This is a genomic window from Thermus sediminis, from assembly GCF_003426945.1.
Classification (GTDB): Bacteria; Deinococcota; Deinococci; order Deinococcales; family Thermaceae; genus Thermus; species Thermus sediminis.
Genome location: NZ_QURO01000004.1, coordinates 1,160,118 through 1,184,111, shown reverse-complemented (window position 1 = coordinate 1,184,111; position 23,994 = coordinate 1,160,118). Strand labels below are relative to the sequence as shown.

Sequence of the window (23,994 nt, the reverse complement as noted above, 5' to 3'; positions counted from 1 at the left end):
CTCCCTCCTTTCAGGCGTAAAGGGTGCCCACGTTCACCACGGGCTGGGCCTGGGCCTCGGGGACCAGGGCCACCATGAGGTCGTTGACCATGGCCGCCTGCCGCCCCTCGTCCAGGCGGAGTATGGCCTGGGCCACCTCGGGGGCGTAGGCCAGGTGGGTGAGGCGGGCCTCGAGGACCTCCACCCCCGCCACCTTAAGCCTCTCCTGCGCCTCGGCCTTCAGCTCCTCGGCGATCTCCTCGGGGTTCCCCCTTAGGAACTTCCCCTCGGCGTCGTAGGGGTAGCGGCTGGCCAGAGCCCTCAGGGCCGCCTCCGACTGGATGGCTACGAAGGTCTGGTAGTTCTCCACCTGAAAGAGGGCCTTGGCCGTGTCCACCACCCGCCAGACCACCACGGCGGCGATCTCTATGGGGTTGCCGTGGGCCTCGTTCACCTTGAGCTTATCCGAGGTAAGGTTGTGAACCCTGAGGGAAACCCGCTTCCTCCCGGCCAGGGGGTTGGCGAAGTGGAAGCCCTCTTCCCGAATACTCCCCGCGTACCTTCCCAAGAACACCAGAACCACGGCCTCGTTGGGCTGGACCGTGAAGAGGCCACTTCCTAGAAGGAGGGAGGCCAGAAGGGAGGGCAGGAGGTGCCAGAGGTGGAATAGCTCCCTTTCCCGCCAAAGCCCCAAGACCGCAAGGAGGAGCCAGGCCAACGCGAGAAGGAGGAGGAAACCCAAAAAGCCGCTCATCCGCCAAGCCGAAAACTCTTCCGTCTTCCGCATGGGTACCTCCTTAGTTCCTGAAGACCACATCCTCCCGGGCGAAGACCCGCACCGCCAGGAGGAGGGCCAAAGCCCCGTAGAGGAGGGTGGAACCCCAGGTGAGGGCCACCTGGAGGCCTTCCGCCTGCCCCTTGAGGAGGGCATCCATGAGGAGGGCGGTGTTGAAGAGGGGGATCAGGTGGTGCCAGACCGCCAGTTCAAAGAAGCCGCGGAACTGGAGGAAGAGAAGGGGGAGGAGGGCCACGAGCTGGAGGGGGGCCATGTAGCTTTGCGCCTCCTTGAAGCTCCGGGCGTAAAGCCCCAGGGCCACCATGACCGCCCCCATGAAGAGGGCTAGGAGAAAGGCGGTGAGGAAGAGGGCCAGGAAGCTTCCCCCGTCCATCTGGATCTGCCCTCCCAAGGAGAGGACCTCACCCCCTCTGGAAGGGATGGCTCCGCCCATGCGGGCGCTCAGGACCCCTCCCAGAGCCAAGCCCAATAGCCCCGCCACCCCGGAGAGGAGGGCCATGGCCACCGTGGCCAGGGTCTTGCCCAAGGCCAGGTGAAAGAGGGGGATGGGGGCGGAGAGGAGGGCCTCGAGGGTCCCCTTCTCCTTCTCCCCGGCGGTGGCGTCCACCGCCACCACCTGCCCCCCGGAGAGGACGAAGATCACCAGGAAGAAGGGGAGGAGGAAGCCCAAGAGGCCTCCCGCCTTCTCCCGGGGGGGCGAGGCGTCCACCGTTTCCACCTGGAAGGGGGAGAGGAGATCCGGGGGCACCCCCTGTTGCGCCAGGGCCTCGGCCACCCTCCTTTCCTTAAGGCCCTGCAGGGCGGCTTGTACCTTGCCCACCGCCACCTGGCTTTCCGAAAGCCCTCCCGCCAGGCGGCCAAAAACTCGGTAGCGGCCCTCCTCGTAGACCACGCCTGCGGGGTACGCCCCTTCCCGGACCGCCTTTTCTGGGTCTGCCAGAGGCTTGGGGGTCAGGCTGGCCTCGAGGAGGGCTTCCAGGGCCTCTTGGGGAAGCCCAGCCACCGCCACCTCTTGGACTTTGGCGGAGGTCCCTTCCAGGAGGCGGGAGAGGAAGAGCGTGGGGCCGAACATGAAGACCGGCATGAGGAGGACGGGAAGGACCAGGGTGGAGAGGACCAGCTTCCGATCCCGGAAAACCTGAACCAACTCCTTCCACGCAATACGCCAGACGAGTTTCATGCCGCTCCCCTCACCTTTCCGATAAAGGCTCTCTCCAGGCTTCCTTCCCCCATGGCCAAAGCTTCCTCCTTACTTCCCTCGTAGATGAGGCGCCCCTGGTGCAAAAAGCCCACCCGGTCGGCCAACTCCTCGGCCTCAGACATGACGTGGGTGGAGTAGAGGATGGCGTTACCCAGGTCCCTGTAGCCCTTGACGAAGTCCAGGAGGGCCCGCCTTGCGAAGACGTCCAGGCCCGCGGTGGCCTCATCCAGGAAGAGGACGGGGGGGCGGTGGAGGATGGCCCGGGCGATGACCACCTTCTGCCGCATCCCCGTGGACATCTCCAAGACTTTTTTCTCCAGGGTCTCCTCCATCTCCAAAAGGGCCACCACCCAGCGCAAGGCTTCCTGGAAGGCGGGGCCTCTCAGGCTGTAGAAGGAGGCGAAGAACTCCAGCACCTCCCGCCCCGTGAGCCGCTCGTAGACCCGCATCCCCCCGTTCACCAGGCCTAGGCGGCGGCGAACCTCGAGGGGCTCCTTCAGGACGTCAAACCCTGCCACCTCTGCCCTGCCCGCGGTGGGGCGCACCAGGGTGGAGAGCATCCTTAACGTGGTGGTCTTGCCCGCCCCGTTGGGGCCTAAAAGGGCGTAGACCTCTCCTGCCTCCACGCGCAGGGAGAGCGCCTCCACCGCGGGCCTTTGGCCGTAGCGTTTGCTCAATCCCTCAACTAGGATCACGGGGCTATCATAGCAAAATGATATCATTTTGCAAGAGCCCATTCCTTTCCCGAGGAGGGGATAATGGAGGTGTGAAGGCCATGACCTTCTGGGTCAAGCCCAAGGGTTCCCTGGAGGCCCTACCCGAGGCCCGGGACCTGATGGCGGATCTCTTGGATCTATTCTACGAATACTTTCCCGAGTACGAGGGATGCCTGGGCTTTTCCCAATCTCCCAGGCGGCCCCGGTACCTTTTCCTCTATATGGAAGGCCCCTGCGGGGGGCTGCTACCCTCTGCCGCCCTTTTCCTAAAAGATCTGTTGGAAAACGCCTTCCCCGGGGCCGAGGTTCGGGTCTACGGAAAGCCCTGGCCCTAGCGGCGCTTCTTTACCAGCCACCCTTCCTCCCGCACCCCTTCCCGAGCGTTCACCACCCGGGCCAGGACGAAGAGGAGGTCGGAAAGCCGGTTCAGGTAGCGGATGGTCTCCGGGTTCACAGGCTCCTCGCGGCTTAGGGCCACCACCTTCCGCTCCGCCCGTCGCACCATGGTGCGGGCCAGGTGCAAGGCCGCCGCCGCAGGATGCCCCCCGGGGAGGATGAAGCCCCGGAAGGGGGGGCTCTCCTCCTGGTAGCGGTCTATGGCCCTCTCCAGGGCTTCTACGTCCTCAGCGTCCATACGGGCGATGTTTTTCTCGTAGGGGCTGCCTATGCGGGTAGCCAGGTCCGCCCCCAGGTCAAAGAGGGCATTCTGGAGACGCTCCAGGAGATCCTGAAGGTCCAGGTGCTCCTTGGGGAGGAGGCTTCGGGCCAGGCCGAGGGCGCTATTCGCCTCGTCCACGGTGCCGTAGGCCTCTACCCGGGGGTGGGCCTTCACCACCCGCTCGGCCCCGTAAAGGCCGGTCTCCCCTGCGTCCCCCGTCTTGGTGTAGATCTTCATGGCCCCATTGTAGGGGAAAACCCCCGGGAGGTCCCGGAGGCTTTTGGCGGGCCCGAGAGGATTCGAACCCCTGACCTGCTGATCCGTAGTCAGCCGCTCTATCCAACTGAGCTACGGGCCCAAGCTAAACCCCAACTTAGCACGGGAAGCCTCCTTTTGTCAATGATGAGGCCTGTGCGGGGAAAGCGTCTAGAAGCCCACTTGCTCCGCCTTCTGAGGGAGCCCCGCTCCCTGGAGGAGCTCCACGCCCTTTTGAAGCCCTCTTACCCTGGCCTCTCCAAGGCTAGCCTTTTCGCTCTCTTGGTACGCCTTCGCCGGGAGGGGCGCCTCCTCTACCAAGAGGGGCGCTTCTTCCTACCGGGGGAAGAGGAAAAGGCGGACGCTTAGGCCATCGGAGAGCTGGACCTCAAACCGCCCACCCGGGGGGAGGCCCTCCGTGGGGAAGCGGGCCTCTCCGCCTTGGTGCCAGAGGCCCAGGGTGGTGCGGGTACCGTCCTCCGCCACATGGACCAGGGAGAGGTAGGGATAGCCCCTCCAGCGCACCTGGAGGAGGCCCCCTTCCTCCCGGAGCTCCACCTCCGGCTCCGCGAGGGGCCTAGGTTCGGCCACCATCTCCTTGAGGAGGCCCCCATCCCGCCAGAGGCCAACACGACCCCACTCCCTCAAGGGAAGCCAGGCCTGGAAGTGAAGGGTCCCATGAGAGTCCTCCAAGACGTAGACTTCCGCCTCCACGCCATCGGCCCTGAGGCGGTAGGGAGAAGGCATCCCCTCTAGGGCCACCGCTAGCCTGAGGGGCGGGTTGAAGACCACCTCATCCCCCTGGATGCGTCCGGAGAAGAGGAGGCCTTCCTGGGGCAGGGATAGGGGCCTGGGAGGGTTTTGCTCCAGGAAGCTTTGGGCGCCCTCGTAGGTGTAGTCAGAGACCCACTGAGGGGAGCAGTAGCTCATGAGGTCGTAGTGCCCGTTGGGGTTGCGCAAGGTTTTGCTCTCTAGGTCGTACCCCCAGGTCCCGATTCTTCCGTTGGGGTAGGGGTAGTTGGGATCCACGGAGGGGTCTCCCGGGGGAAAGCCGCAGGGGCTGTGTTCTCTGCCGAAGTTGTGCCCGAGTTCGTGGGCCATGACAAGGGGGGCGCTCCCCGCATGGTCCCACCCCGCGGCCACGGGGTGGCGGAGGTAGGCTATCCCGGCGATGCCGGAGGTGTAGGTGACCCTCACGAACCCGTAGTAGTAGCGCCCGCTTCCGTCCGCTTGTCGAAGGATTCGCAACTCTCCCAAAAGCTGGCTCCAGGAGTTGCCGTCGTTGGGGCTTAGGGTCCCCGAGAAGGTGTAGGGGGCTCGGGTAGAGGATGAAATGGCCTATAGAGGCCAGATGCGCCAGAGGGTCTGAGCGAAGCCGGGGATGGAGGCGGTTTGCCCCTGGTGGAGCACGGGCACCACGGTGAGGTGGAGGACGGTGCCCGCCCCCATGGAGGGGCTCAGGGTAAGGGCATTGTCGGCTTCGTTGCTTTCGGCTACCTCGTTGTTGGGATCAGCCCTGAGTTCCACCCTGAGGCCTGGGGCTACCCAGTTGCCGGGTAAGGTGGCGTTGCAGGTGGTGGAAAGGTCCCCCTGGACGGTGCTTGTGGGGATGGGGTTGGGGCAGGTGAAGCTGAGGTTCCCCTGGAAGGCGCTACCCAGGTAGACCGCCCCGCTAAGGGGCTGGCTTAGGGAGATGGCCGAGGGGCTTGCCAAAAGGTGCACCCGAAGGAGGGCTTCCTTCCCCGCCACCAGGCGGAGGTTCTCTTTGAGAACAGTCTGCCCCCATTCCGCCTTGAGGATCCTCAGGTTGACGGTGGAAGAGGTACGGACCTCGAGGGTAAGGGGGGCCTCCTTGGTGACGCCGTTGCTGGTCCCCTGGACCTTCAATGGGTAGGTGCCTGGGGCCAAGGAAGGGCTAGCGGAAAACTCTAGCATGGGAGCAGAGGGTATAGGGGCAGTGGAAGGGGAGAGGCTGACCGAGGCAAAGGGGGCGTTGTTGCTGTCCACCAGGCGAAGGCTTAGGGTCCCACCGTTTCCCGTCACGGCCAAGCGCACTTGGGCAGTGCCCCCAGGTGTGACGGTGAGGTGGTTGCTTTCCAGGACCATGGTGAAGTCTGGATTGGTCGGGGTGGTGACGTTGAGGACCAGGTTGGCCGTCTTGGAGAGGCTTCCCAAGGAGGCCCTTACCTGGAGGTTGTAGGTCCCCGGGGCCACCCCGCTTCCCACGGTAAGGGTGAGGGTCTGGATCACAGGACTGGAGCCGGTAACATTCACGCTCGTGGGGGAGAGGGTGATGCCGCTGGGAGCCCCCACCAGGCTTAGGCTCACGGTGCCGGTGAACCCGCCCTTCGGGGCGAGGGTCAGGGTGGTGGCGCCGCTAGCCCCTTGCGGGACGGTGAGGCTCGTGGGGTTCAGGCTGAGGGTGAAGTCTTTCTTGGGGTGGACCCGGACTAGGACCGACTTTTGAGCTGTGGCCCCCTTTCTGTCGGAAACCTGAAGAAGTGCGGTGTAATCGTTGGGGTTCGTGTAGGTGTAGGAGGTGCCGCAAGGGTCCAGGATGAGCGTGGCCCCATCTCCCGGTTTTAGGACGCAGCGCAACGCGTCCCCATCGGGGTCTTGCGCGGTCCAGGTGAAGCGGACACTGAGGGGGGCTTCCCCTTCAGGGGGGGGTGGCTTGGAAAGCTGAGACCTGTGGGGGGGTGTTGACGGAGGACGCGTCGCACGCTGCCAAGAGGAAGGCCAAGGCTAGATAAAGGCTGGCTCGCAGGCTCATCCCTTCGACCCTAACAGGGCCCGGGAGAAATTGGATGAGATGATAAGGTGCTATCCTGGGCCTTAATGCGGCCTGGGCTTTCCGCAAGGCGCCTGGTGGTGAAGGTGGGGAGCGCCGTCCTGGCCGGGGAAGAGGGTCTGGACCGGGAGGCCATGGGGGAGATCGCCCGCCAGGTGGCCTGGCTAAGGGAGGAGGGGCGGGAGGTGGTCCTGGTCTCCTCGGGGGCGGTGGCGGCGGGCATGGCCCTCATGGGCCTCCCCAGGCCCAAGGACATGCCCAAGAAGCAGGCCCTGGCCGCCATCGGCCAGCCCCTCCTCATGGCCCTTTGGCGGGAGGCCTTCGCCCCCTCGGGCCTGCGGGTGGCCCAGGTCCTCCTCACCGCCGAGGACCTCTCCCTTCGGGAGGGCTACCTGAACGCCAAGGCCACCCTGAGGGCCCTTTTGGACCTGGGGGTGGTCCCCATCATCAACGAGAACGACACCGTGGCCTTCCACGAGATCCGCTTCGGGGACAACGACCAGCTCTCGGCCCGGGTTGCCGCCCTGGTGGAGGCGGGGCTTCTCCTCCTCCTTTCCGACGTAGATGCCCTTTATGAAGAGGACCCCAAGCGGAACCCTGGGGCCAGGGCCATCCTCGAGGTGGAGGACGTAGAAAGGGTCCTGGCCCTGGCCGGGGGCGGGAACCCCTTGGGAAGCGGGGGGATGCGGAGCAAGCTCTTGGCCGCAAGGCTTGCGGGCCGGGTGGGCATCCCCACCCTCCTCCTCCCCGGGAGGCGGCCCGGGGCCATCCTGGAGGCCCTGGAGGGGGCCCCCCTGGGCACCTACTTCCACGCCAAGAAGCGCTACCGGGGGGAGAAGGCCTGGCTCTACGGCCTCCTCCGCCCCAGGGGGGAGCTCTTATTGGACGCGGGGGCGGTGCGGGCCCTAAAGGAGCGGGGGGCGAGCCTCCTCCCCGCTGGGATCAAGGAGGTGCGGGGGCGGTTTTCCCGGGGGGAGGCGGTCCGCCTCCTTTCAGAGGGCGGGGAGGAGGTGGGGGTGGGGCTCGCCAACTACGCCTCGGAAGAGATCGACCGCATCCGGGGAAGGAGGAGCGCGGAGATTGAGGCCATCCTAGGCTACCGCTACACGGAGGAGGTGGTCCACCGGGACCACCTGGTCCTGAAGGAGGAGGCATGAGGGAAACCTTGTGGGAGCTGGCGGAGAGGGCCAAGCGCAGGCTTCCCGAGATCGCCAAGGGAAGGCGGGACCAGGCCCTTTTGGGGATGGCGGAGCTCTTGGAGAGCCGTTGGGAAGAGGTCCTAGAGGCCAATCGGGAGGACCTTGGGGAGGCGGAGAAGGCGGGGCTTCCCAGGGCCAAGCTGGACCGCCTGGCCCTGAAGGAGAAGGACCTCAAAAGCCTCACCGAGGGCCTCCGCCAGATCGCCCTCCTCCCCGACCCCCTGGGCCGGATCGAGGGCCTCGCCAAGCGGCCCAACGGCCTAAGGGTGGGCAGGATGCGGGTGCCCTTGGGCCTCATCGGCTTCGTCTATGAGGCGAGGCCCGGGGCCACGGTGGAGGCGGTGGCCGTGGCCCTGAAGGCGGGAAACGCCATGCTCCTAAGGGGGGGCAAGGAGGCCTTCCGCTCCAACCGGGCCCTGGTGGCCCTGTGGCACCAGGCCCTGAGGGCGGCGGGCCTTCCCGAGGAGGCGGTGACCCTGGTTCCCACCCCGGACCGGGAGGCCATTCTGGAGATGTGCCGCCTGGAGCTTTTGGACCTCCTCATTCCCCGGGGCGGGGAGGAGCTCATCCGCCTGGTGCAAAGGGAGGCCCGGGTGCCGGTGCTGGCCCACGCCAAGGGGGTGAACCACCTCTACGTGGACGAGCGGGCGGACCTCACCATGGCCCTGCGCTTGGCCCTAAACGGCAAGACCCAGCGGCCTGCGGTGTGCAACGCCCTCGAGGCCCTCCTGGTCCACGAGAAGGTGGCGGAGGCCTTCCTCCCCATGCTGGAGGGGGCCATGCGAGAAAGGGGGGTGGAGCTCAGGGCCTGCCCCCGGGCCCTGCCCCTCCTCAAGGAGGCGGTCCCCGCCTCCGAGGAGGAGTGGGACCGGGAGTACCTGGACCTCGTCCTCCGGGTCAAGGTGGTCTCGGGGCTGGAGGAGGCCCTGGCCCACATCGCCCGCTTTGGCTCCCGCCACACCGAGGCCATCTGCACCGAGGACCCCAAGGCCGCCTGGCGCTTCCTGGAGGGGGTGGACGCCTCCCTGGTCCTCTGGAACGCTTCCACCCGCTTCAACGATGGCTTTGAGCTGGGCCTGGGGGCGGAGATCGGCATCAGCACCTCCAAGCTCCACGCCTACGGCCCCATGGGGCCCCTGGAGCTCACCGCGCTCAAGTGGGTGGCCCTGGGGGAAGGGCAGGAGCGGGCGTGAAGGACCTGGCGGAGGCCTGGGAGCTCATAGAGGAGGGGCGCTACGGGGAGGCGGAGGCCCTCCTCGCCCAAGACCCTTCCCCCGAGGCCCGCTTCGCCCTGGGCTACGCCCTCTTCTTCGCCGGGCGGCACGGGGAGGCCCTGGCCCTCTACCGGGACCTCTACCAAAAGACGGGGAGCCATCGGGCGCTCCACCAGGTGGGCATGGTTCTCAAGGGGATGGGAAGGCTTAGGGAGGCCCTCGAGGTCTTTGAAGAGGAAGCCCGCCTCCTCCCCAACGACCCCCTAGCCCGCTCCGTCAACCTGTACGAGCAGGGCCACGTGCGCCTTCTCCTGGGGGAAAAGGAGGCCAGCCGGGAACGCCTGGAGGCCTGCCTAAGGGAGGCCGAGAGGGCTTTGGACCCCCGGAACCTGGCCTGCGCCCACCGGGCCCTCCTGGAGTGGCACCTGCGCTTCGGCTCCCCCAGGGAAGCCCAGCGCCACAAGGAGGCGGCCATACGGGGCTTTCTGGCGGCGGGGGACCGGCGGGGAGCCCAGGAGGTGGAGGCCCTTGCTTAGGAATTTCCTTCGGGTTTACCGGGAGGCCCATGTCCCCTTCTTCGCCGCCGCCCTCGCCTACTACGCCCTCCTTTCCCTGATGCCCCTTCTCCTCCTCCTAGCGGGCCTCTTCGGCCTCCTCCTCGCGGGGAACCCTGCCCTCCGGGCCGAGGCCTTTGAGGGCCTCACGGAGCTCACCCTGGCCCTTTTTCCCGCCCGCCCCGAACTGGCGGCGGATCTGCTCTCCTTCCTCACCCGGGGCGCCTTCCCCCTCACCCTGGGGAGCGGCCTCCTCCTCCTCTGGTCGGGGAGCAACTTCTTCGCCGCCCTGAGCTACGCCCTGGGCCTCGTCTTCGGGCGCCCCTTTGGCCTCCGCCACCGCCTTTTGGGCCTCCTCATGCCCCCCCTCTTGGCCCTCTCCCTCATCCTCCTCGCCCTCCTGGGGCTTGCCTTGGGCTTTCTCCTCCGCTTTCTGCCCCCCGAGGGGCGGGCCGTCCTGGGCTCCCTCGAGGCCCTCCTCCCCCTCCTCGCCGCCTTCCTCCTCTTCCTCCTCACCTACGTCCTCTTCCGGGGGCTAAAGGGCTTTGGGGACCTCCTCCCCTTGAGCGTTGGGGCGGGGGTGGCCGCCCTCCTCTTTGAGGCCGTGCGCTTGGGACTTCCCAAGCTCCTCCCCCGCTCCTCCTACGAGCTCCTCTACGGCCCCCTGGCGGGCTTCGTCCTGGCCCTTTTGGGCCTTTACCTGGTCCTCTACGCCCTCCTTCTGGGGGCAGTGGTGGCCCAAAGCCTAGAGGCCTAGGGGTATCATGGTCTCATGCGCCCGGCCAGGCTAGCCCCTTAGGGGGGGAGGGGTCTGGCCGTCCCTTCCCCCGGGGGAAGGGCTTTTTTTGAGGAGGAAGAGGATGGAGAAGTACAACCCGCACGCCATAGAGCCCAGGTGGCAGCGCTTTTGGAAGGAGAGGGGCTTCATGAGGGCCCAGGAGGTCCCCGGGAAAAAGGGGAAGCAGTACGTCCTGGTCATGTTCCCCTACCCCTCCGGGGACCTGCACATGGGCCACCTGAAGAACTACACCATGGGGGACGTCCTGGCCCGCTTCCGCCGGGTCCAGGGCTACGAGGTCCTCCACCCCATGGGCTGGGACGCCTTCGGCCTTCCCGCGGAGAACGCCGCCCTCAAGTTCGGCCTCCACCCCCGGGACTGGACCTACGAGAACATCCGCCAGGCCAAGGAGAGCCTGGAGCTCATGGGCATCCTCTACGACTGGGACCGGGAGGTGACCACCTGCGAGCCCGACTACTACCGCTTCAACCAGTGGATCTTCCTCAAGATGTGGGAGAAGGGCCTGGCCTACCGGGCGAAGGGCCTGGTGAACTGGTGCCCCAAGTGCCAGACCGTCCTCGCCAACGAGCAGGTGGTGGAGGGCCGCTGCTGGCGGCACGAGGACACCCCGGTGGAGAAGCGGGAGCTCACCCAGTGGTACCTCCGCATCACCGCCTACGCGGATAGGCTCCTGGAGGACCTCGAGGGCCTCCGCTGGCCCGAGAAGGTGAAGGCCATGCAGAGGGCCTGGATCGGCCGCTCCGAGGGGGCGGAGATCCTCTTCCCCGTGGAGGGGAAGGAGGTGAGGATCCCCGTTTTCACCACCCGCCCCGACACCCTCTATGGGGCCACCTTCCTGGTCCTGGCCCCGGAGCACCCCCTCGCCCTGGAGCTCGCCTCTCCCGATAAGCGGGAGGAGGTCTTGGCCTACTTGGAGGCCGCCAAGCACAAGACGGAGATCGAGCGCCAGGCGGAAGGCCGGGAGAAGACCGGGGTCTTCCTGGGGGTCTACGCCCAAAACCCCGCCACCGGGGAGAGGATCCCCATCTGGACCGCGGACTACGTCCTCTATGGCTACGGCACCGGGGCCATCATGGCCGTGCCTGCCCATGACGGGAGGGACTTCGAGTTCGCCCAAAGGTTTGGCCTTCCCATCCGGAAGGTGATTGAGCGCCCCGGCAAGTCCCTCCCCGAGCCCCTGGAAGGGGCCTACGAGGAGCCCGGCATTCTGGTGAACTCGGGGCCCTTCGATGGCCTCCCCAGCGAGGAGGCCAAGAGGCGGATCACCCTCTGGCTAGAGGAAAGGGGCCTGGGGAAGGCCAAGGTCACCTACCGCCTAAGGGACTGGCTCATCAGCCGCCAGCGCTACTGGGGCACCCCCATCCCCATGGTCCACTGCCCCTCCTGCGGCGTGGTGCCCGTCCCCGAGGAGGAGCTTCCCGTCCTCCTCCCCGACCTCAAGGACGTGGAGGACATCCGCCCCAAGGGGAAAAGCCCCCTGGAGGCCCACCCCGAGTTCTACGAGACCCCCTGCCCCAGGTGCAAAGGCCCCGCCCGGCGGGACACGGACACCATGGACACCTTCTTTGACTCTAGCTGGTACTACCTCCGCTACGCCGACCCCCATAACGACCGCCTCCCCTTTGACCCTAAGAAGGCGGACTTCTGGATGCCCGTGGACCAGTACATCGGCGGGGTGGAGCACGCGGTGCTTCACCTCCTCTATAGCCGCTTTTTCACCAAGTTCCTCCACGACCTGGGGATGGTGGGGGTGGAGGAGCCTTTCCAGGGCCTCTTCACCCAGGGCATGGTCCTGGCCTGGACGGACTTCGGAGAGGTGGAGGTGGAAGGGGATAGGGTGCGCCTTCCCGAGCCCACCCGCCTCCGGCTGGAGATCCAGGAGAGGGAGCTTTCCCTGGAAGAGGTGGGGAAGATGGGGGCGGAGCTTAGGCCCCACCAGGACGGCACCCTCCACCTCTGGAAGCCCGCGGTGATGAGCAAGTCCAAGGGCAACGGGGTCATGGTGGGGCCCTTCGTGAGGGAGGAGGGTGCGGACATCGCCCGCATCACCATCCTCTTCGCCGCCCCTCCCGAGAACGAGATGGTCTGGACGGAGGAGGGGGTCCAGGGGGCCTGGCGCTTCCTGAACCGGATTTACAGGCGGGTGGCCGAGGACCGCGAGGCCCTGGCCCAGACCTCGGGCCGCTTCCAGAAGGAGGAGCTGGAAGGGGCGGACCTGGAGCTTTACCGGAAGCTCCACGCCACCCTCAAGAAGGTGACGGAGGACCTCGAGGCCCTCCGCTTCAACACCGCCATCGCTGCCCTCATGGAGTTCCTGAACGCCCTCTACGAGTACCGCAAGGCCCGCCCCGTGACCCCGGTCTACCGCACCGCCATCCGCTACTACCTGCAGATGCTCTTCCCCTTCGCCCCCCACCTGGCCGAGGAGCTTTGGCACCGGTTCTGGCCCGATAGCCTCTTCCAGGCGGGCTGGCCTGAGCTGGACGAGGAGGCCCTAGAAAGGGGCGTGGTGGAGGTGGCGGTGCAGGTGAACGGCCGGGTGCGGGGGACCATCCAGATCCCCAAGGACGCCCCCCTAGAGGTGGCCAAGGCCGAGGCCCTCAAGGTGCGAAACGTCCAGGCCCACCTGGAGGGGAAGGAGATCGTCAAGGAGATCTACGTCCCCGGCAAGATCCTCAACCTGGTAGTGCGGGGGTAGGGAGGCTAAGGCGGGTGGCCTCGAGGCGGGCCACCTCCCCCGCATGGGGGGTGAGGAAGAGCCCCTCCCCCCCTTCCCAGGCCAGGAGCCTCCCGTAGGCCAGGAAGAAGCCCTCGGCGTCCAGGAGGCCGTAGAGCCTCCCGGGCTCACCCGTGCTTCCCAGGGGAAGGATTCTGGGCCTCGCCTCCTGGAAGTGGGCAAGAAGCTTCTCCAGGCGGTTTCGCCTCCTTTCGGCGGCGGTCTTCCTCCGGGCCTCGGGAAGGGGCCTGGCCAGGCGCACCCTGAGGTCCTTGCGCCAGCTCAGGGCCCGGTAGAGGGCCTCGGAGCCCAGGACCAGGACCTCGGCGGGGCTTAGGGCGTCCACCTGGAGGAGGCGGTAGGTGGGGTCCAGGAGGCCATCCGTGTCCCCTATGGCCGGGCTTCCCCTGGGGATGAGGCGGGCGAGGCGGAGAGCGGCCACCAGGGCCCTGGCCTCCACCCCCACGGGGGAGAGGGCCCCCACCAAGGCGCGGCGCACCAGGGTGAGGTTCCCCTCCCGGTAGCGGAAGAGGGCGAAGGTGCCGGGCAGGGCCCCCTGCCCCGGGTCCAGGTCCAGGAGGTACCCTTCCTTGGCCCGCTCCAGAAGCCTTAGGGCCAGGGTGGTCTTGCCCACGTCCGTGGGGCCCAGGAGGAGGAGCATCGGGGAAGACTTTAGCACGCCCTGTGGTCTGACGCATTTTTACCATCCGGCGGTAAAGTGTTATACTGACCCCACCATGGCCCTCTGGTTTGAGGAGAGCAAGGAGGAGCGGGCGGTCTTGGGGCCCCTTCGGGAGTTCCTGAAGGCCGAGGTGGCCCCGGGAGCGGCGGAACGGGACCGGACGGGGGCCTTCCCCTGGGATCTGGTGCGGAAGATGGCCCAGTTTGGGGTCTTTGGGGCCACGGTGCCCGAGGCCTACGGGGGGGCGGGGCTTTCCACGCGGCTTTTCGCCCGCATGGTGGAGGAGATCGCCTACCATGACGGCGCCCTGGCCCTCACCGTGGCCAGCCACAACTCCCTGGCCGCGGGCCACATCCTCCTAGCGGGGAACGAGGCGCAGAAGGCGGAGTTCCTGCCAAGGCTCGCCTCGGGGGAGGCCTTAGGGGCCTGGGGGCTCACGGAGCCGGGCTCGGGGTCGGACGCCGCCGCCCTCAAGACCCGGGCCGAGAAGGTGGAGGGGGGATGGCGGCTCAACGGCACCAAGCAGTTCATCACCCAGGGGAGCGTGGCCGGGGTCTACGTGATCCTGGCCCGCACCGACCCGGCCCCAAGCCCGGAGAGGAAGCACCTGGGCATCTCCGCCTTCGCCTTCTCCCGCCCCGAGAAGGGGCTTAGGGTGGGGCGGAAGGAGGAGAAGCTGGGGCTTAGCGCCTCGGACACCGCCCAGCTCCTCCTGGAGGACCTCTTCGTCCCCGAGGAGGGGCTTCTGGGGGAGCGGGGGAAGGGTTTTTACGATGTCCTCAAGGTCCTGGACGGGGGAAGGATTGGCATCGCCGCCATGGCCGTGGGCCTCGGCCGGGCTGCCCTGGACTTCGCCTTCCGCCACGCCAAGGAAAGGGAAGCCTTCGGCAGGCCCATCGCCGAGTTCCAAGGGGTCTCCTTCAAGCTGGCGGAGATGGCCACCGACCTAGAAGCGGCCAAGCTCCTTTACCTGAAGGCGGCGGAGCTCAAGGACGGGGGAAGGCCCTATGCCCTCGAGGCCGCCCAGGCCAAGCTCTTCGCCAGCGAGGTGGCGGTGAAGGCCTGCGACCAGGCCATCCAGATCCTGGGGGGCTACGGCTACATAAGGGACTACCCCGTGGAGCGCTACTGGCGGGACGCCCGGCTCACCCGCATCGGGGAGGGGACCAGCGAGATCCTCAAGGTGGTCATCGCCCGGCGTCTTCTAGAAGGGGTGTGAGGGAGAGGGCTTTGGGGGCCTTCAGGGCCAGCTGGCCGCAGGCGGCCCCCACGTCCCGGCCCCGGCTCCACCTGATGGAGGTGGGCACCCCCAGGCGCCTAAGCTCCTCGGCGAAGGCCAGGATGCCCGCCTTGGGCGTCCCCTCCACCGGGGCCCCTTCCCACGGGTTAAAGGGGATCAGGTTCACGTGGGCGCCGATCCCTTTGAGGAGCTTGGCCAGGAGCCGGGCCTGCCAGGGGTGGTCGTTGAGGCCTTTGAGGAGGGTGTACTCAAAGGTGACCCGCCTCCTGGTCCTCGCGTAGTGGCGGCGCACCGCCCCCAGGATCTCGGCGATGGGGTAGCGGTGGGCGGTGGGGATGATCCTCCGCCTGGTCTCGTCGTCGGGGGCGTGGAGGGAGAGGGCGAGGCGCACCCCTAAGTCCTCTTCGGCTAGGCGTAGGATGCCCCGGGGGATGCCCACGGTGGAGAGGGTGATGCGCCTTGGGCTCATGGCCAGGGCCTTGGGGTGGAGCAGGATCCGGATGGCCTTGAGGACGTGATGGAGGTTCAGGAGGGGCTCCCCCATGCCCATGAGGACGACGTTGCGGATCTCCCGGGGGGAGAGGCCCTGGTGGTGGGCGATGGCGAGGAGCTGGGAGAGGATCTCCGCCGCGGTGAGGTTCCGCCCAAAGCCCAGGGCCCCGGTGGCGCAGAAGGTGCACCCGGCGGGGCAGCCCACCATGCTGGAGAGGCAGACCGTCTTGCGGTTTGGGTAGGGCATGTAGACGGCCTCGGTCTTTTGCCCGTCCAGGAGGGTGAAGAGGTACTTCACGCTCCCGTCCTTGCTGGGGTAGGCCTCCACGAGCTGGAACTCGGAGATCCGCCACTCCCGGGCCAAGGCCTCCCTGAGGGCCTTAGGGAGGTCCGTCATCTCCGCGAAGTCCAGGACCCCCCGGGCGAAGACCCAGTGGGCGATCTGGGCCTTGCGGTACCCCTCGCCGGGAAAGTCTTCGGGGAATAAATCCAAAAGGGGGCGCAGGGCCCGTTCGGTCATCCTCCCATTCTATCGCAGGCGGCCGTAGCCCAAAAGGAGGCCCAGGAGGAGGAAGAAAAGCCCCAGGGGCCTGGGGCGGGCCAGGAAGCCCCAGAAGGCCCCGAAGAGGAGGAGCCCTAGGGCCACCCGGCCCCGGCCCTCCCGGTAGGCCCGGCCCGAGAGGAAGCCCAGGAGGAGGGGGAGGGCCCAGAGGGCGAGGAGGAGGAGGAAGGCGATGGCGGTGAAGGAGTTCATGGGCCCCCGGGGCCCCCGCTTTGGCGCAAGCCGGAATGGGGTGGTCTCAGAGGCGGCCCTCCTCCGGGGCGAAGCCCTCCACCCAGAAGCTCCCGTCCTTGCGGTGCTCCTTCTTCCAGACGGGGAGGACCTGCTTGACCCGGTCGATGGCGTACTCGCAGGCGGCGAAGGCCTCCTTGCGGTGGCGGGCCGAGACCACGATGGCGATGGAGGCCTCCCCCGGGTCCACCCGGCCCAGGCGGTGCCAGAGGGCCACCCGGCCTAAGGGCCACCGGGCCCGCATCTCCCCGATGATCTCCGCCATGACCTTCTCCGCCATCCCTGGGTAGGCCTCGTACTCCAGGAAGGCCACCTGCTCCCCCCGGTTGGGGCTTCGGGTGGTGCCCAGGAAGCTCACCACCGCCCCGTACTCGGGGGCCGTGGCCCAGGCCACCAGGGCCTCCAGGTCCAGGGGCTCATGGGTGAGGCCGAAGCTGTCCTGCCCCCCCGAGACCGGGGGCAGGAAGGCCACCTCGTCCCCCTCCTCAAGGGCGGTGTCCCCCTGGGCCAGGGCCTGGTTCACCGCGGCCATGCCCCCTTGGAGAGAGAGGCCGGGGAAGAGCTTCTCCAGAGCCTCCTTGGCGTCCCGGACCCGGGCCCCTTCGGGAAGGTCCAGAAAGAGGTGGTCCTTCCCCACCTGCTCCCGGTAAAGGGCGAAGAGGCGCACCTCAACCCGCATGGGTCCCAGTATAGACCCGGGAGAGGCTCGAGGCTACGGAGAGGGCCTCGAGGTAGCGCATCCGCATGGGGCCTATGAGGACGATCTCCCCCTGCCACTCCCCCCGCTCCAGACCCGCCTGCACCTGGGCCAGGCCCTCCACCTCCCCCACCCGCACGTCCACCCGGCCCGGGGGGGTGAGGAGGTCCCCGTCCCCCCTTTCGTAAAGGCGCACCAGGCGCTCCAGGAAGCCCGGGTCCTGGGCCTCGGGCTCCTTGAGGACCTGGGAGAGCCCCTCCCGGTAGGTGAGGGCAAGCCCTCCCGCTAGGGCCCGGGAGAGGGCGGCGAAGAGGGCCTCGAGGCCCTTAGGGGCGGAGGGGAGTTGGGCGAACGGGCGGGAGAGCACCTCCTCCGCCTCCTTGAGCTTTTCCTGGGGGAGGTTCTGGGAAAGGCGCACCTCCCGCACCCTGCCCCCTTCCAGGACCATGACCGCCAGAATGCCCTCGGGCAGGGGGGAGAGGTGGACCTGGAGGACCCTCGGGGCCCTGCGGAGCTGCAGGCGGAGGAGGGCGGGGTAGCCGGAAAGCCCCGAGGCCATCTTCACCACGAAGGCCTCGGGCTCCCGGGCCCCCTCCAGGGCCCTGAGGAGGCTCTTCCGGGTGGCCTCGGGAAGGGGGGTGGGGGGGAGGAGGGAGAGGGCGTACTGGCGGTAGGCCTGGCGGGTGGGTATCCTGCCTGCCGAGGCGTGGGGCTTGGTGAGGTAGCCCATCTCCTCGAGGGCGATGAGCTCGTACCGGGCCAGGGCAGGACTAAGGCCCAGGACCTCGGCGAGCCTCGCCGAGGGCACCGGGGCCTTGGTCCTGATGTAGGCCTCCACCAGGTGGTGGAGGATCCGCCGCTGCCTGGCCGTCACGCCCTCATTGTACCGGGGTCACGGCCGCCTCGTCCTCCTCCCCAGTGCGGATGCGGTAGACCTTTTCCACCGGGACCACGAAGACCTTCCCGTCCCCCACCTCCCCGGTGCGGGCCGACTTCAGGATGGCCTCCACCGTGGGCTTGACGAAGGGCTCGGAAACCCCGATCTCCAGGCGCACCTTCTCGTGGAGCTCCATCTTCACCGTGGTGCCCCGGTAGGTTTCCACCTTTTCCGTCTCCCCGCCGTGCCCCTGGACCCGGCTCAGGGTGAGCCCCCGCACCTCCGCCTTGAAGAGGGCCTCCAGCACCTCGTTGAGCTTTTCCGGACGGATGATGGCCACCACTAGCTTCATGCCTTACCTCCCGCAGGCTTGGGGGTGGGGGGCAGGCCTTCCGAGAGCACCAGGATGGCCCCTTCCCCGCTGGCGTAAGCCTCTTCGCCGTGCTGGGCCACGTCCAGCCCCGCGCCTTCCTCCTTGGGGGTTGCCCGCAAGGGGGCGAAAAGCCCCACCAGCCTGAGGAGGAGGAAGGTGCCTAGGGCGGAGTAGAGGACGGCCGCGCCCACCGCCACCGCCTGCACGAGGAGCTGCCCCGGGTTGCCGAAGAGGAGGCCGTCCGCCACCCCGTTCCACGATTTCTGGGCCAAGACCCCGGTGAGGAGGGCCCCGGTGATCCCTGCCAGGCCGTGGGCCCCGAAGACGTCCAGGGAGTCGTCCAACCGGGTTTTGGGGCGGTAGAGGAGGAAGTAGTAGCTGGGGAGGGCGCTGAGGGCGCCCAGGACCAGGGCGGAAAGCGGGGAGACGAAGCCTGCGGCGGGGGTGATGGCCACCAGGCCTACGATGATGGCCGTGGCCGCGCCCACCGCCGTGGCCTTGCCGGTGCGGAGGAGGTCCAGAAGGATCCAGACCGCCATGGTGGCCCCCGGGGCCAGCAGGGTGTTCACGAAGGCCAAGGCGGCGATCTCGTCGGCGGCTAGGGCGCTGCCCCCGTTGAAGCCAAACCAGCCGAACCAGAGGAGGGCGGCCCCCAAGAGGGTGAAGGGGACGTTGTGGGGCAGGATGGCCTGCCGGCCGTAGTCCTTTCTGGAGCCCAAGACCATGGCGGCCACCAGAGCAGCGATGCCGGCGTTGATGTGGACCACCGTGCCGCCGGCGAAATCCAGGGCCCCCAGCTCCCCCAGAAACCCTCCGCCCCAGACCCAGTGGGCGATGGGAGCGTAGACGAAAAGCCCCCAGAGGGTGAGGAAGGCCAGGTAGGCGGGAAAGCGCATCCGCTCCACCAGGGCCCCCGAGATCAGGGCGGCGGTGAGGATGGCGAAGGTGCCCTGGAAGGCCATGAAGAGGAGGTGAGGGATGGTGCCCTGGGCCTCGAGGCCCACCCCTCGGAGCAGGGCGTAGCCCAACCCTCCCAGCCAAGCGTTCCCCTCGGCAAAGGCCAGGCTATACCCCAAAAGGGCCCAGCCCAGCCCCACGAAGGCCAAGGCGGCGAAGCACATCATCATGGCGTTCAAGGCGTTCTTGCCCCGCACCAGCCCCCCGTAGAAGAAGGCCACAGCTGGGGTCATCAGGAAGACGAGGGCGGTGGAGACCAGGACCCAAGCGGTGTCTGCCCCGTTGATCCCTTCCGCCAAAGCCATGCCGGAGAGCCCTACTGCCGCTATGCCGTTTAGGGGTTTCCAATGCCGCATACCCCACCCCCTTGGAAGACAGGGTAGGGCGTGTGGTGCATAATGTCAACTGTTTTCCCGGCAAGTGGCCAAAACTACTAGAATGTAAAGGGCTATAAAGGGCATAGATACGCTTATCGTCCAACGCAAGGCGGGCGAACGTCACCACATAGAGTGACAGTAAGCGCAAGACCTCAGGCGCCCTTTCTCCCGCCAGCTTCCGTAAACTGGAGGCCGTGACATGGGAGGAGCTAAAGGAACGCCTCGCTATGGGCCAGGACGAGCGGACCCTCTTCCTTCCCCCGGACCTTTCCCCAGAGGAGCTGGCCCGCCATGCGGCGGGCCTGGCCAACCACAAAGGGGGAACCCTCCTCCTGGGGGTGAGCCGGGAGGGGAGGGTGTTGGGGGCCTCGGAGATCCATCCCCTGCAGATCACCCACGCCCTCTTCGGGCTCACCCAGGGCCTCCTCCTGCCCTACGTGGAGGTGGTGGAGGGGCCGGAGGGGCGGGTCATCGCCCTCCACGTGCCCCAAAGCCCGGCGGCCATCGCCGTGGGAGCGGGTCGGGTGCCCTTCTGGGACGGTAGGCGCCTCCGGGAGCTCAGGATGGGCCAGGCCCTGCCCGAGCCCGACTTCACCGCCCAAATCCTGCCCGCGGCTAGCCTCTCCGACCTGGACCCGTTGGAGGTGCTCCGCCTCAGGCGCATCCTGGAGGAAAGGGGGAGCAACCTGGCGGCCCTCCCCGACCTGGAGCTCCTCTTCACCCTGGGCCTTTTGGAGCGGGTGGAGGGGGAGGATCGCCCCACGGTGGCCGGGCTTCTCCTGGCGGGAACCCCTCTAGCCCTGCGCCGCCTCCTGCCCCAGGCGGAGGTGAGCTACTACTACCACGAGGAGGAGGGGGGGTACCGCTTCCGCGAGGACATCCTGAGGCCCATCCCGGCCCTCTTGGAGAGGTTACGCGACCTGATCCAGGCTAGGAACCGGGTGCGCTACCTCACCGTGGGGCTCTTCCGCCTCGAGGTCTGGGACTACGACCAGGAGGTCTACCGGGAGGCCCTCCTGAACGCCCTGGTCCACCGGGACTGGCAGAGCCAGGACGCCATCCAGGTGCACCACTACCGGGACCGCCTCGAGGTCTCCAACCCCGGGGGCTTCCCCCCGGGCATCACGCCGGAAAACGTCCTCCGCCACCCCCCCAAGAGGCGAAACCCCCGCCTGGCCGAGGCCCTCTACCGCCTGGGCTATGTGGAGCGGGCGGGGAGCGGGGTGGACAAGATGTACCGCCTCCTCCTCAAGTACGGCAAGGAGCCCCCAGAGTACCGCCTCTTCCCCGAGGCCCTCACCCTGGTCCTCTACAACCCCGAGCTGGACGAGGCCTTCGTGCGCGAGCTGGCCAAGGCCCAGGAGCGCTTTGGGGCCTTCAGCCTGGACCACCTCATCGCCGTGGCCCACCTGAGGCGGGTGGGGGAGGCGGCCCTCCCCGAGCTGGCCCAGGCCCTCCAGCTCCCCGAGGAGGCGGCCCGGCGGGTCCTTTCCCGCATGGAGCGCATGGAGCTTCTGCGCCGGGAAGGGGGGGTGTACCGCCTTATGGGCCGGGACCCCCTTGGGGAGAGGCTCCTCGCCGAGATGGACCGCCCCCTGACCCGGCGGGAGGTGGAGGGGCTTCTCGGGCTTTCCCCAAAGGGGGCCTTGGCCCTCCTCAGGCGGCTTCTCCTCGAGGGCCGCCTGGAGCGGGCGGGCCGGGGCCCCGCCACCCGGTACCGCAGGCGGGGGTAAAGGTGGTCCACCTGGTCCTCTACCAGCCGGAGATCCCCCAGAACGCGGGCAACATCGCCCGCACCGCCGCCGCCTTGGGCTTCCCCCTGCACCTGGTCCGCCCCTTGGGTTTCCGCCTCGCCCATCCCGGGCTGAAGCGGGCAGGCCTGGACTACTGGCCCTATGTGGACCTCAGGGTCCACGACACCTGGGAGGCCTTTTTAGAGGCCCTCCCCCCGGGGGCCAGGGTCCTGGCCTTCAGCGCCAGGGGAGAAAAGGGCCTCTACGAGGCCCGCTTCCAGGAGGGGGACTACCTCCTCTTCGGCCCCGAGACCCGGGGGCTTCCCCAGGAGGTCCTCGCCCGCTTCCCCAGCCTCCACATCCCCATGCCGGGGCCGGTGCGCTCCCTGAACCTGGCGGTGGCCGTAGGGGTGGCCGCCTACGAGGCCTACCGCCAGCTTAGGGAGGCCCCACAAGGGCGTAGGTGACCCCTACTAGGGGGCGGAGACACCCCTGTTTCTGCCAACAAGGGTCATCATGGGGGCATGCGGGCCTACTCCACCGCCCACCTGGCCTTTGAGCTTCCCCCAGGCCACCCCTTTCCCCTCTACAAGTACCGGGGGGTGGCGGAGGCCCTAAAAGGGCTCCTCCCCGTCCTCCCAGCCCCCGAGGTGCCCAGGGAGGCCCTCTTCCTGGCCCATGAGGCCCGCTACCTGGAAAGGCTCTTCCAGGAGGGGCTTTCCCGGGAGGAGTCCCTGAGGCTCGGCCTTCCCTATAGCCCAGGCCTCCTGAGGCGGGCCCTCCACGCGGCCGGAGGGACCTTGGCCGCGGCGGAGGACGCCTTGAGAACGGGCCTCGGCCTCAACCTGGCCGGGGGCACCCACCATGCCTTCCCCGACCGGGCCGAGGGGTACAGCCTCTTCAACGACGTGGCCGTGGCCGTCGCCTGGCTTCGTAGGGGGGGGTTCACGGGAAGGGTACTGGTAGTGGACCTGGACGCCCACCAGGGGAACGGCACGGCGGTCTTCTTCCAGAATGACCCCACGGTCTACACCCTCTCCCTCCACGGGGAGCGCAACTACCCCCTGAAGAAGGAAAGGAGCGACCTGGACGTGGGCCTGCCCGATGGGGTGGGGGACGAGGCCTACCTGAGGGCCTTGGATATGGCCCTGGAGAAGGCCTGGGACTTCCGCCCCGCCTTGGTCTTCTACAACGCCGGGGTGGACGTGCTCCAGGGGGACCGCTTTGGGCGGTTGGCCCTTTCCCTCGAGGGCCTTCGGCGGCGGGATGAGCGGGTTTTCCGCTTCGTCAAGGCCTTGGGGGTGCCCCTGGTGGTGGTCATGGGCGGGGGGTACAACCGCGAGCCCCGACTCACCGTGGAGGCCCACGCCGGGACCTACCGCCTGGCCCTAAGCTCCTTCGTGTAGGTGGCCACGGCCTCCTCGAGGCTGAACCCCAGGTTGCGGTAGAGCTCCAGGGCCTCGGTCTCGTGGTCGTGGGCCCGGACCCGGAGGAGGCGGGCCCCCCTTTCCCCTGCCAGCTTGGCCGCCTCGGAGAGGAGGGCCCGGCCGATCCCCTGGCCCCGGGCCTTGGGAACCACCCCGATGTAGGCCACGCTGGCCTCCCCTCCCTCCAACTCCACCTCGGCCATGCCCAGGGGCTCCTCACCCCGGTAGGCCACCAGGAGGTGGACCTGGGGATGGGCGAAGTGCTCCCAAAGCTCCTCGTCCGTCCACCTGAGCCTGAGGGCCCAAGCCTCATCGCTCTCCCGGTAGAGTTCCCGGTAAACCTCGGCCCCGGGGAAGCCCCTTCGGATCCCGACTCCCGGGGGAGGCGGGTAGTCCAACCCCTGGGGGTTTTTCACGAAGAAATAGGTGGTGTGGAGGAGGCCGAAGCCCCCCTCTTCCAAAACCTCCCGCAGGACGCGGTTCTCCGCCCGGGGGAAGGCGTAAAGCCGCTCCACGGCAAGCTCCTCTGCCCGGGCTTGGGCGGCCTCGAGGAGGGAGGGAAGGTCCTCCTCCCGGTAGGCCAGGGGCCCTTCCAGGGCCGCCCCGTCCCAGAAGGGGTAGAGGCCCACGTACCCCTCCACCTCCCCTTGCACCAGGACCAGGCCGTCCTCCAGCTCCTCGGCCAGGCCCTCCAGGTCCCGAGCCTCTGGGGCTAAAACCCCGCGCTCGGGGCTCTCGTCCATATGGCGAAGGAGCTTGAGAAGCCCCGGGAGGTCCTTCCTGGCCACGGGCCGGATCATGCCTTAAGTTTACTCCCCAACCCCAGGGCATGCGTCCAGGTTGAGGGCCTTCACCACCCCTTCCTCCCCGTAGAAGTCCACCACGGAAAGCCGGGCGTAGTCCTGCTCCAGCCTCAGGCCCTCCCCGGGGGGCAGGGGGAGGGCGAGGCTTAGGGCGGCCCGGTTCACCGTGCAGTTACCGATCACCAGGAGGGCCTGGCCCCGATGCCTTTCCAGGAGGGCCATGACCGCCCTCTTCCCCCGCTCCCAGGCTTCCTGCACGCTCTCCCCTCCGGGCGGGGCGAAGCCCGCCTCGTCCCGAAGCCACGAGGCCAACCCTTCCGGGAAGAGGGCCTCCACCTTGGCGAAGCTTTTCCCCTCCCAGGCCCCCCAGCGCCTTTCCCTGAGCTCGGGCAGAAGGGTGTGGGGCACGCCCAGGGCCTCCGAGAGGAGCGCAGCTGCCTCCCTCTCCGCCAGGCTGTCCGCCCCGTAGACCCAGGCCACGGGGTGGCGCCGCAGGAGGGGGACGAGGCGCAGGAGCGCCTCTTTCCCCTCTAGGGCCAGGGGCAGGCCCGGGTGGCTATAGAGGAGGTGGTGGGGGTTTTCCACGGGCCCAGCCCGGGTGAGGAGCAAGGTGGTCTTGGGGTGGGGCCCCTTGAGAAAGTGGGCAAGAAGCCCCATGCCCATAG

At 67.9% G+C, this 23,994-nt stretch carries 26 protein-coding genes and 1 tRNA gene; 11 read left to right on the top strand and 16 right to left on the bottom strand.

Annotation, left to right across the window (positions count from 1 at the left end):
- Window positions 1–10: 10 nt before the first annotated feature.
- From ATI37_RS07000 to ATI37_RS06990, 3 genes are read right to left on the bottom strand one after another with little or no spacing between them, the layout of a single operon-like run.
- A complete protein-coding gene (locus tag ATI37_RS07000; protein WP_117237730.1) occupies window positions 11–766 on the bottom strand; it encodes an SPFH domain-containing protein in 756 nt (251 codons plus the stop codon).
- Window positions 767–776: 10 nt separating this feature from the next.
- A complete protein-coding gene (locus tag ATI37_RS06995) occupies window positions 777–1,955 on the bottom strand; it encodes an ABC transporter permease (protein WP_117237729.1) in 1,179 nt (392 codons plus the stop codon).
- On the bottom strand, window positions 1,952–2,671 hold the full coding sequence (locus ATI37_RS06990; protein WP_117237728.1) for an ATP-binding cassette domain-containing protein: 720 nt from the start codon (window positions 2,669–2,671) through the stop codon (window positions 1,952–1,954). Before ATI37_RS06990 ends, ATI37_RS06995 begins: the two co-directional genes overlap by 4 nt.
- 80 nt (window positions 2,672–2,751) lie before the next feature.
- Between ATI37_RS06990 and ATI37_RS06985 the strand changes: the two genes are divergently transcribed.
- Window positions 2,752–3,027 (top strand): hypothetical protein, encoded by a 276-nt coding sequence (locus ATI37_RS06985; RefSeq protein ID WP_198665578.1) that lies wholly within the window; start codon window positions 2,752–2,754, stop codon window positions 3,025–3,027.
- Here the strand turns inward: ATI37_RS06985 and ATI37_RS06980 are convergent.
- Together ATI37_RS06980 and ATI37_RS06975 are read right to left on the bottom strand one after the other, a co-directional pair.
- Entirely contained in the window at window positions 3,024–3,587 is a 564-nt protein-coding gene (locus ATI37_RS06980; protein WP_117237726.1) for a cob(I)yrinic acid a,c-diamide adenosyltransferase, read from the bottom strand. The two genes, ATI37_RS06985 and ATI37_RS06980, sit on opposite strands and share 4 nt — an antisense overlap.
- Before the next feature lie 44 nt (window positions 3,588–3,631).
- A tRNA-Arg gene (locus ATI37_RS06975) sits at window positions 3,632–3,708 on the bottom strand.
- A gap of 53 nt (window positions 3,709–3,761) precedes the next feature.
- Here ATI37_RS06975 and ATI37_RS06970 point away from each other — a divergent pair.
- Complete coding sequence (locus tag ATI37_RS06970; RefSeq protein WP_117237725.1) at window positions 3,762–3,974, top strand: hypothetical protein; 213 nt, start codon at window positions 3,762–3,764, stop codon at window positions 3,972–3,974.
- Here the strand turns inward: ATI37_RS06970 and ATI37_RS12575 are convergent.
- Both ATI37_RS12575 and ATI37_RS12570 read right to left on the bottom strand, forming a co-directional pair.
- Window positions 3,942–4,853, bottom strand: coding sequence for a M66 family metalloprotease (locus ATI37_RS12575; protein WP_157969082.1), 912 nt, complete (start codon window positions 4,851–4,853; stop codon window positions 3,942–3,944). The genes ATI37_RS06970 and ATI37_RS12575 overlap by 33 nt on opposite strands.
- Window positions 4,854–4,943: 90 nt before the next feature.
- On the bottom strand, window positions 4,944–6,203 hold the full coding sequence (locus tag ATI37_RS12570) for a COG1470 family protein (protein ID WP_117237724.1): 1,260 nt from the start codon (window positions 6,201–6,203) through the stop codon (window positions 4,944–4,946).
- Window positions 6,204–6,443: 240 nt separating this feature from the next.
- Between ATI37_RS12570 and proB the strand changes: the two genes are divergently transcribed.
- The 5 genes from proB to leuS all read left to right on the top strand — a co-directional run bounded on the left by proB (window position 6,444) and on the right by leuS (window position 12,860).
- The gene (gene proB / locus ATI37_RS06955) at window positions 6,444–7,553 is read left to right on the top strand and encodes a glutamate 5-kinase (RefSeq protein ID WP_117237723.1); all 1,110 of its coding nucleotides are present in this window, start codon (window positions 6,444–6,446) and stop codon (window positions 7,551–7,553) included.
- Complete coding sequence (locus tag ATI37_RS06950; protein ID WP_117237722.1) at window positions 7,550–8,788, top strand: glutamate-5-semialdehyde dehydrogenase; 1,239 nt, start codon at window positions 7,550–7,552, stop codon at window positions 8,786–8,788. The genes proB and ATI37_RS06950 overlap by 4 nt, the downstream gene beginning before the upstream one ends.
- Complete coding sequence (locus ATI37_RS06945; protein ID WP_117237721.1) at window positions 8,785–9,345, top strand: tetratricopeptide repeat protein; 561 nt, start codon at window positions 8,785–8,787, stop codon at window positions 9,343–9,345. The genes ATI37_RS06950 and ATI37_RS06945 overlap by 4 nt, the downstream gene beginning before the upstream one ends.
- Window positions 9,338–10,120 carry a YhjD/YihY/BrkB family envelope integrity protein gene (locus tag ATI37_RS06940; protein ID WP_117237720.1) on the top strand — a complete coding sequence of 261 codons (783 nt, stop codon included), beginning with the start codon at window positions 9,338–9,340 and terminating at the stop codon, window positions 10,118–10,120. The genes ATI37_RS06945 and ATI37_RS06940 overlap by 8 nt, the downstream gene beginning before the upstream one ends.
- A 103-nt stretch (window positions 10,121–10,223) precedes the next feature.
- On the top strand, window positions 10,224–12,860 hold the full coding sequence (gene leuS, locus ATI37_RS06935) for a leucine--tRNA ligase (protein ID WP_117237719.1): 2,637 nt from the start codon (window positions 10,224–10,226) through the stop codon (window positions 12,858–12,860).
- On the opposite strand, the gene ATI37_RS06930 is transcribed toward leuS, so the two are convergent.
- Entirely contained in the window at window positions 12,838–13,539 is a 702-nt protein-coding gene (locus tag ATI37_RS06930; protein ID WP_117237718.1) for a Clp1/GlmU family protein, read from the bottom strand. The two genes, leuS and ATI37_RS06930, sit on opposite strands and share 23 nt — an antisense overlap.
- Window positions 13,540–13,615: 76 nt before the next feature.
- Here ATI37_RS06930 and ATI37_RS06925 point away from each other — a divergent pair, with 76 nt between their 5' ends.
- Complete coding sequence (locus ATI37_RS06925; protein WP_117237717.1) at window positions 13,616–14,779, top strand: acyl-CoA dehydrogenase family protein; 1,164 nt, start codon at window positions 13,616–13,618, stop codon at window positions 14,777–14,779.
- Here the strand turns inward: ATI37_RS06925 and rlmN are convergent.
- Genes rlmN through ATI37_RS06895 form a run of 6 tightly spaced genes read right to left on the bottom strand, consistent with a single transcriptional unit; the run spans window position 14,748 to window position 19,345 of the window.
- Window positions 14,748–15,812 carry a 23S rRNA (adenine(2503)-C(2))-methyltransferase RlmN gene (gene rlmN, locus ATI37_RS06920; RefSeq protein WP_117237716.1) on the bottom strand — a complete coding sequence of 355 codons (1,065 nt, stop codon included), beginning with the start codon at window positions 15,810–15,812 and terminating at the stop codon, window positions 14,748–14,750. The two genes, ATI37_RS06925 and rlmN, sit on opposite strands and share 32 nt — an antisense overlap.
- A 9-nt stretch (window positions 15,813–15,821) precedes the next feature.
- Window positions 15,822–16,046 (bottom strand): hypothetical protein, encoded by a 225-nt coding sequence (locus ATI37_RS06915; RefSeq protein ID WP_117237715.1) that lies wholly within the window; start codon window positions 16,044–16,046, stop codon window positions 15,822–15,824.
- A gap of 46 nt (window positions 16,047–16,092) precedes the next feature.
- Window positions 16,093–16,764, bottom strand: coding sequence for a molybdenum cofactor biosynthesis protein (locus ATI37_RS06910; RefSeq protein ID WP_117237714.1), 672 nt, complete (start codon window positions 16,762–16,764; stop codon window positions 16,093–16,095).
- On the bottom strand, window positions 16,754–17,656 hold the full coding sequence (locus tag ATI37_RS06905; RefSeq protein ID WP_117237713.1) for an HrcA family transcriptional regulator: 903 nt from the start codon (window positions 17,654–17,656) through the stop codon (window positions 16,754–16,756). The genes ATI37_RS06910 and ATI37_RS06905 overlap by 11 nt, the downstream gene beginning before the upstream one ends.
- Window positions 17,657–17,660: 4 nt before the next feature.
- Window positions 17,661–18,011, bottom strand: coding sequence for a P-II family nitrogen regulator (locus tag ATI37_RS06900; RefSeq protein WP_117237712.1), 351 nt, complete (start codon window positions 18,009–18,011; stop codon window positions 17,661–17,663).
- A complete protein-coding gene (locus ATI37_RS06895) occupies window positions 18,008–19,345 on the bottom strand; it encodes an ammonium transporter (protein WP_117237711.1) in 1,338 nt (445 codons plus the stop codon). Before ATI37_RS06895 ends, ATI37_RS06900 begins: the two co-directional genes overlap by 4 nt.
- A gap of 215 nt (window positions 19,346–19,560) precedes the next feature.
- On the opposite strand from ATI37_RS06895, the gene ATI37_RS06890 reads away from it, so the two are divergent.
- Genes ATI37_RS06890 through ATI37_RS06880 form a run of 3 tightly spaced genes read left to right on the top strand, consistent with a single transcriptional unit; the run spans window position 19,561 to window position 22,505 of the window.
- Entirely contained in the window at window positions 19,561–21,099 is a 1,539-nt protein-coding gene (locus ATI37_RS06890) for an ATP-binding protein (RefSeq protein ID WP_117237710.1), read from the top strand.
- A 2-nt stretch (window positions 21,100–21,101) separates the two neighbouring features.
- On the top strand, window positions 21,102–21,566 hold the full coding sequence (locus ATI37_RS06885) for a tRNA (cytidine(34)-2'-O)-methyltransferase (protein WP_117237709.1): 465 nt from the start codon (window positions 21,102–21,104) through the stop codon (window positions 21,564–21,566).
- A gap of 57 nt (window positions 21,567–21,623) precedes the next feature.
- Window positions 21,624–22,505 (top strand): histone deacetylase family protein, encoded by an 882-nt coding sequence (locus tag ATI37_RS06880; RefSeq protein WP_117237708.1) that lies wholly within the window; start codon window positions 21,624–21,626, stop codon window positions 22,503–22,505.
- Here the strand turns inward: ATI37_RS06880 and ATI37_RS06875 are convergent.
- Window positions 22,475–23,326 (bottom strand): GNAT family N-acetyltransferase, encoded by an 852-nt coding sequence (locus tag ATI37_RS06875; protein WP_117237707.1) that lies wholly within the window; start codon window positions 23,324–23,326, stop codon window positions 22,475–22,477. The two genes, ATI37_RS06880 and ATI37_RS06875, sit on opposite strands and share 31 nt — an antisense overlap.
- Window positions 23,327–23,335: 9 nt before the next feature.
- A complete protein-coding gene (locus tag ATI37_RS06870; protein ID WP_117237706.1) occupies window positions 23,336–23,986 on the bottom strand; it encodes a histidine phosphatase family protein in 651 nt (216 codons plus the stop codon).
- Between the last annotated feature and the right edge of the window lie 8 nt (window positions 23,987–23,994).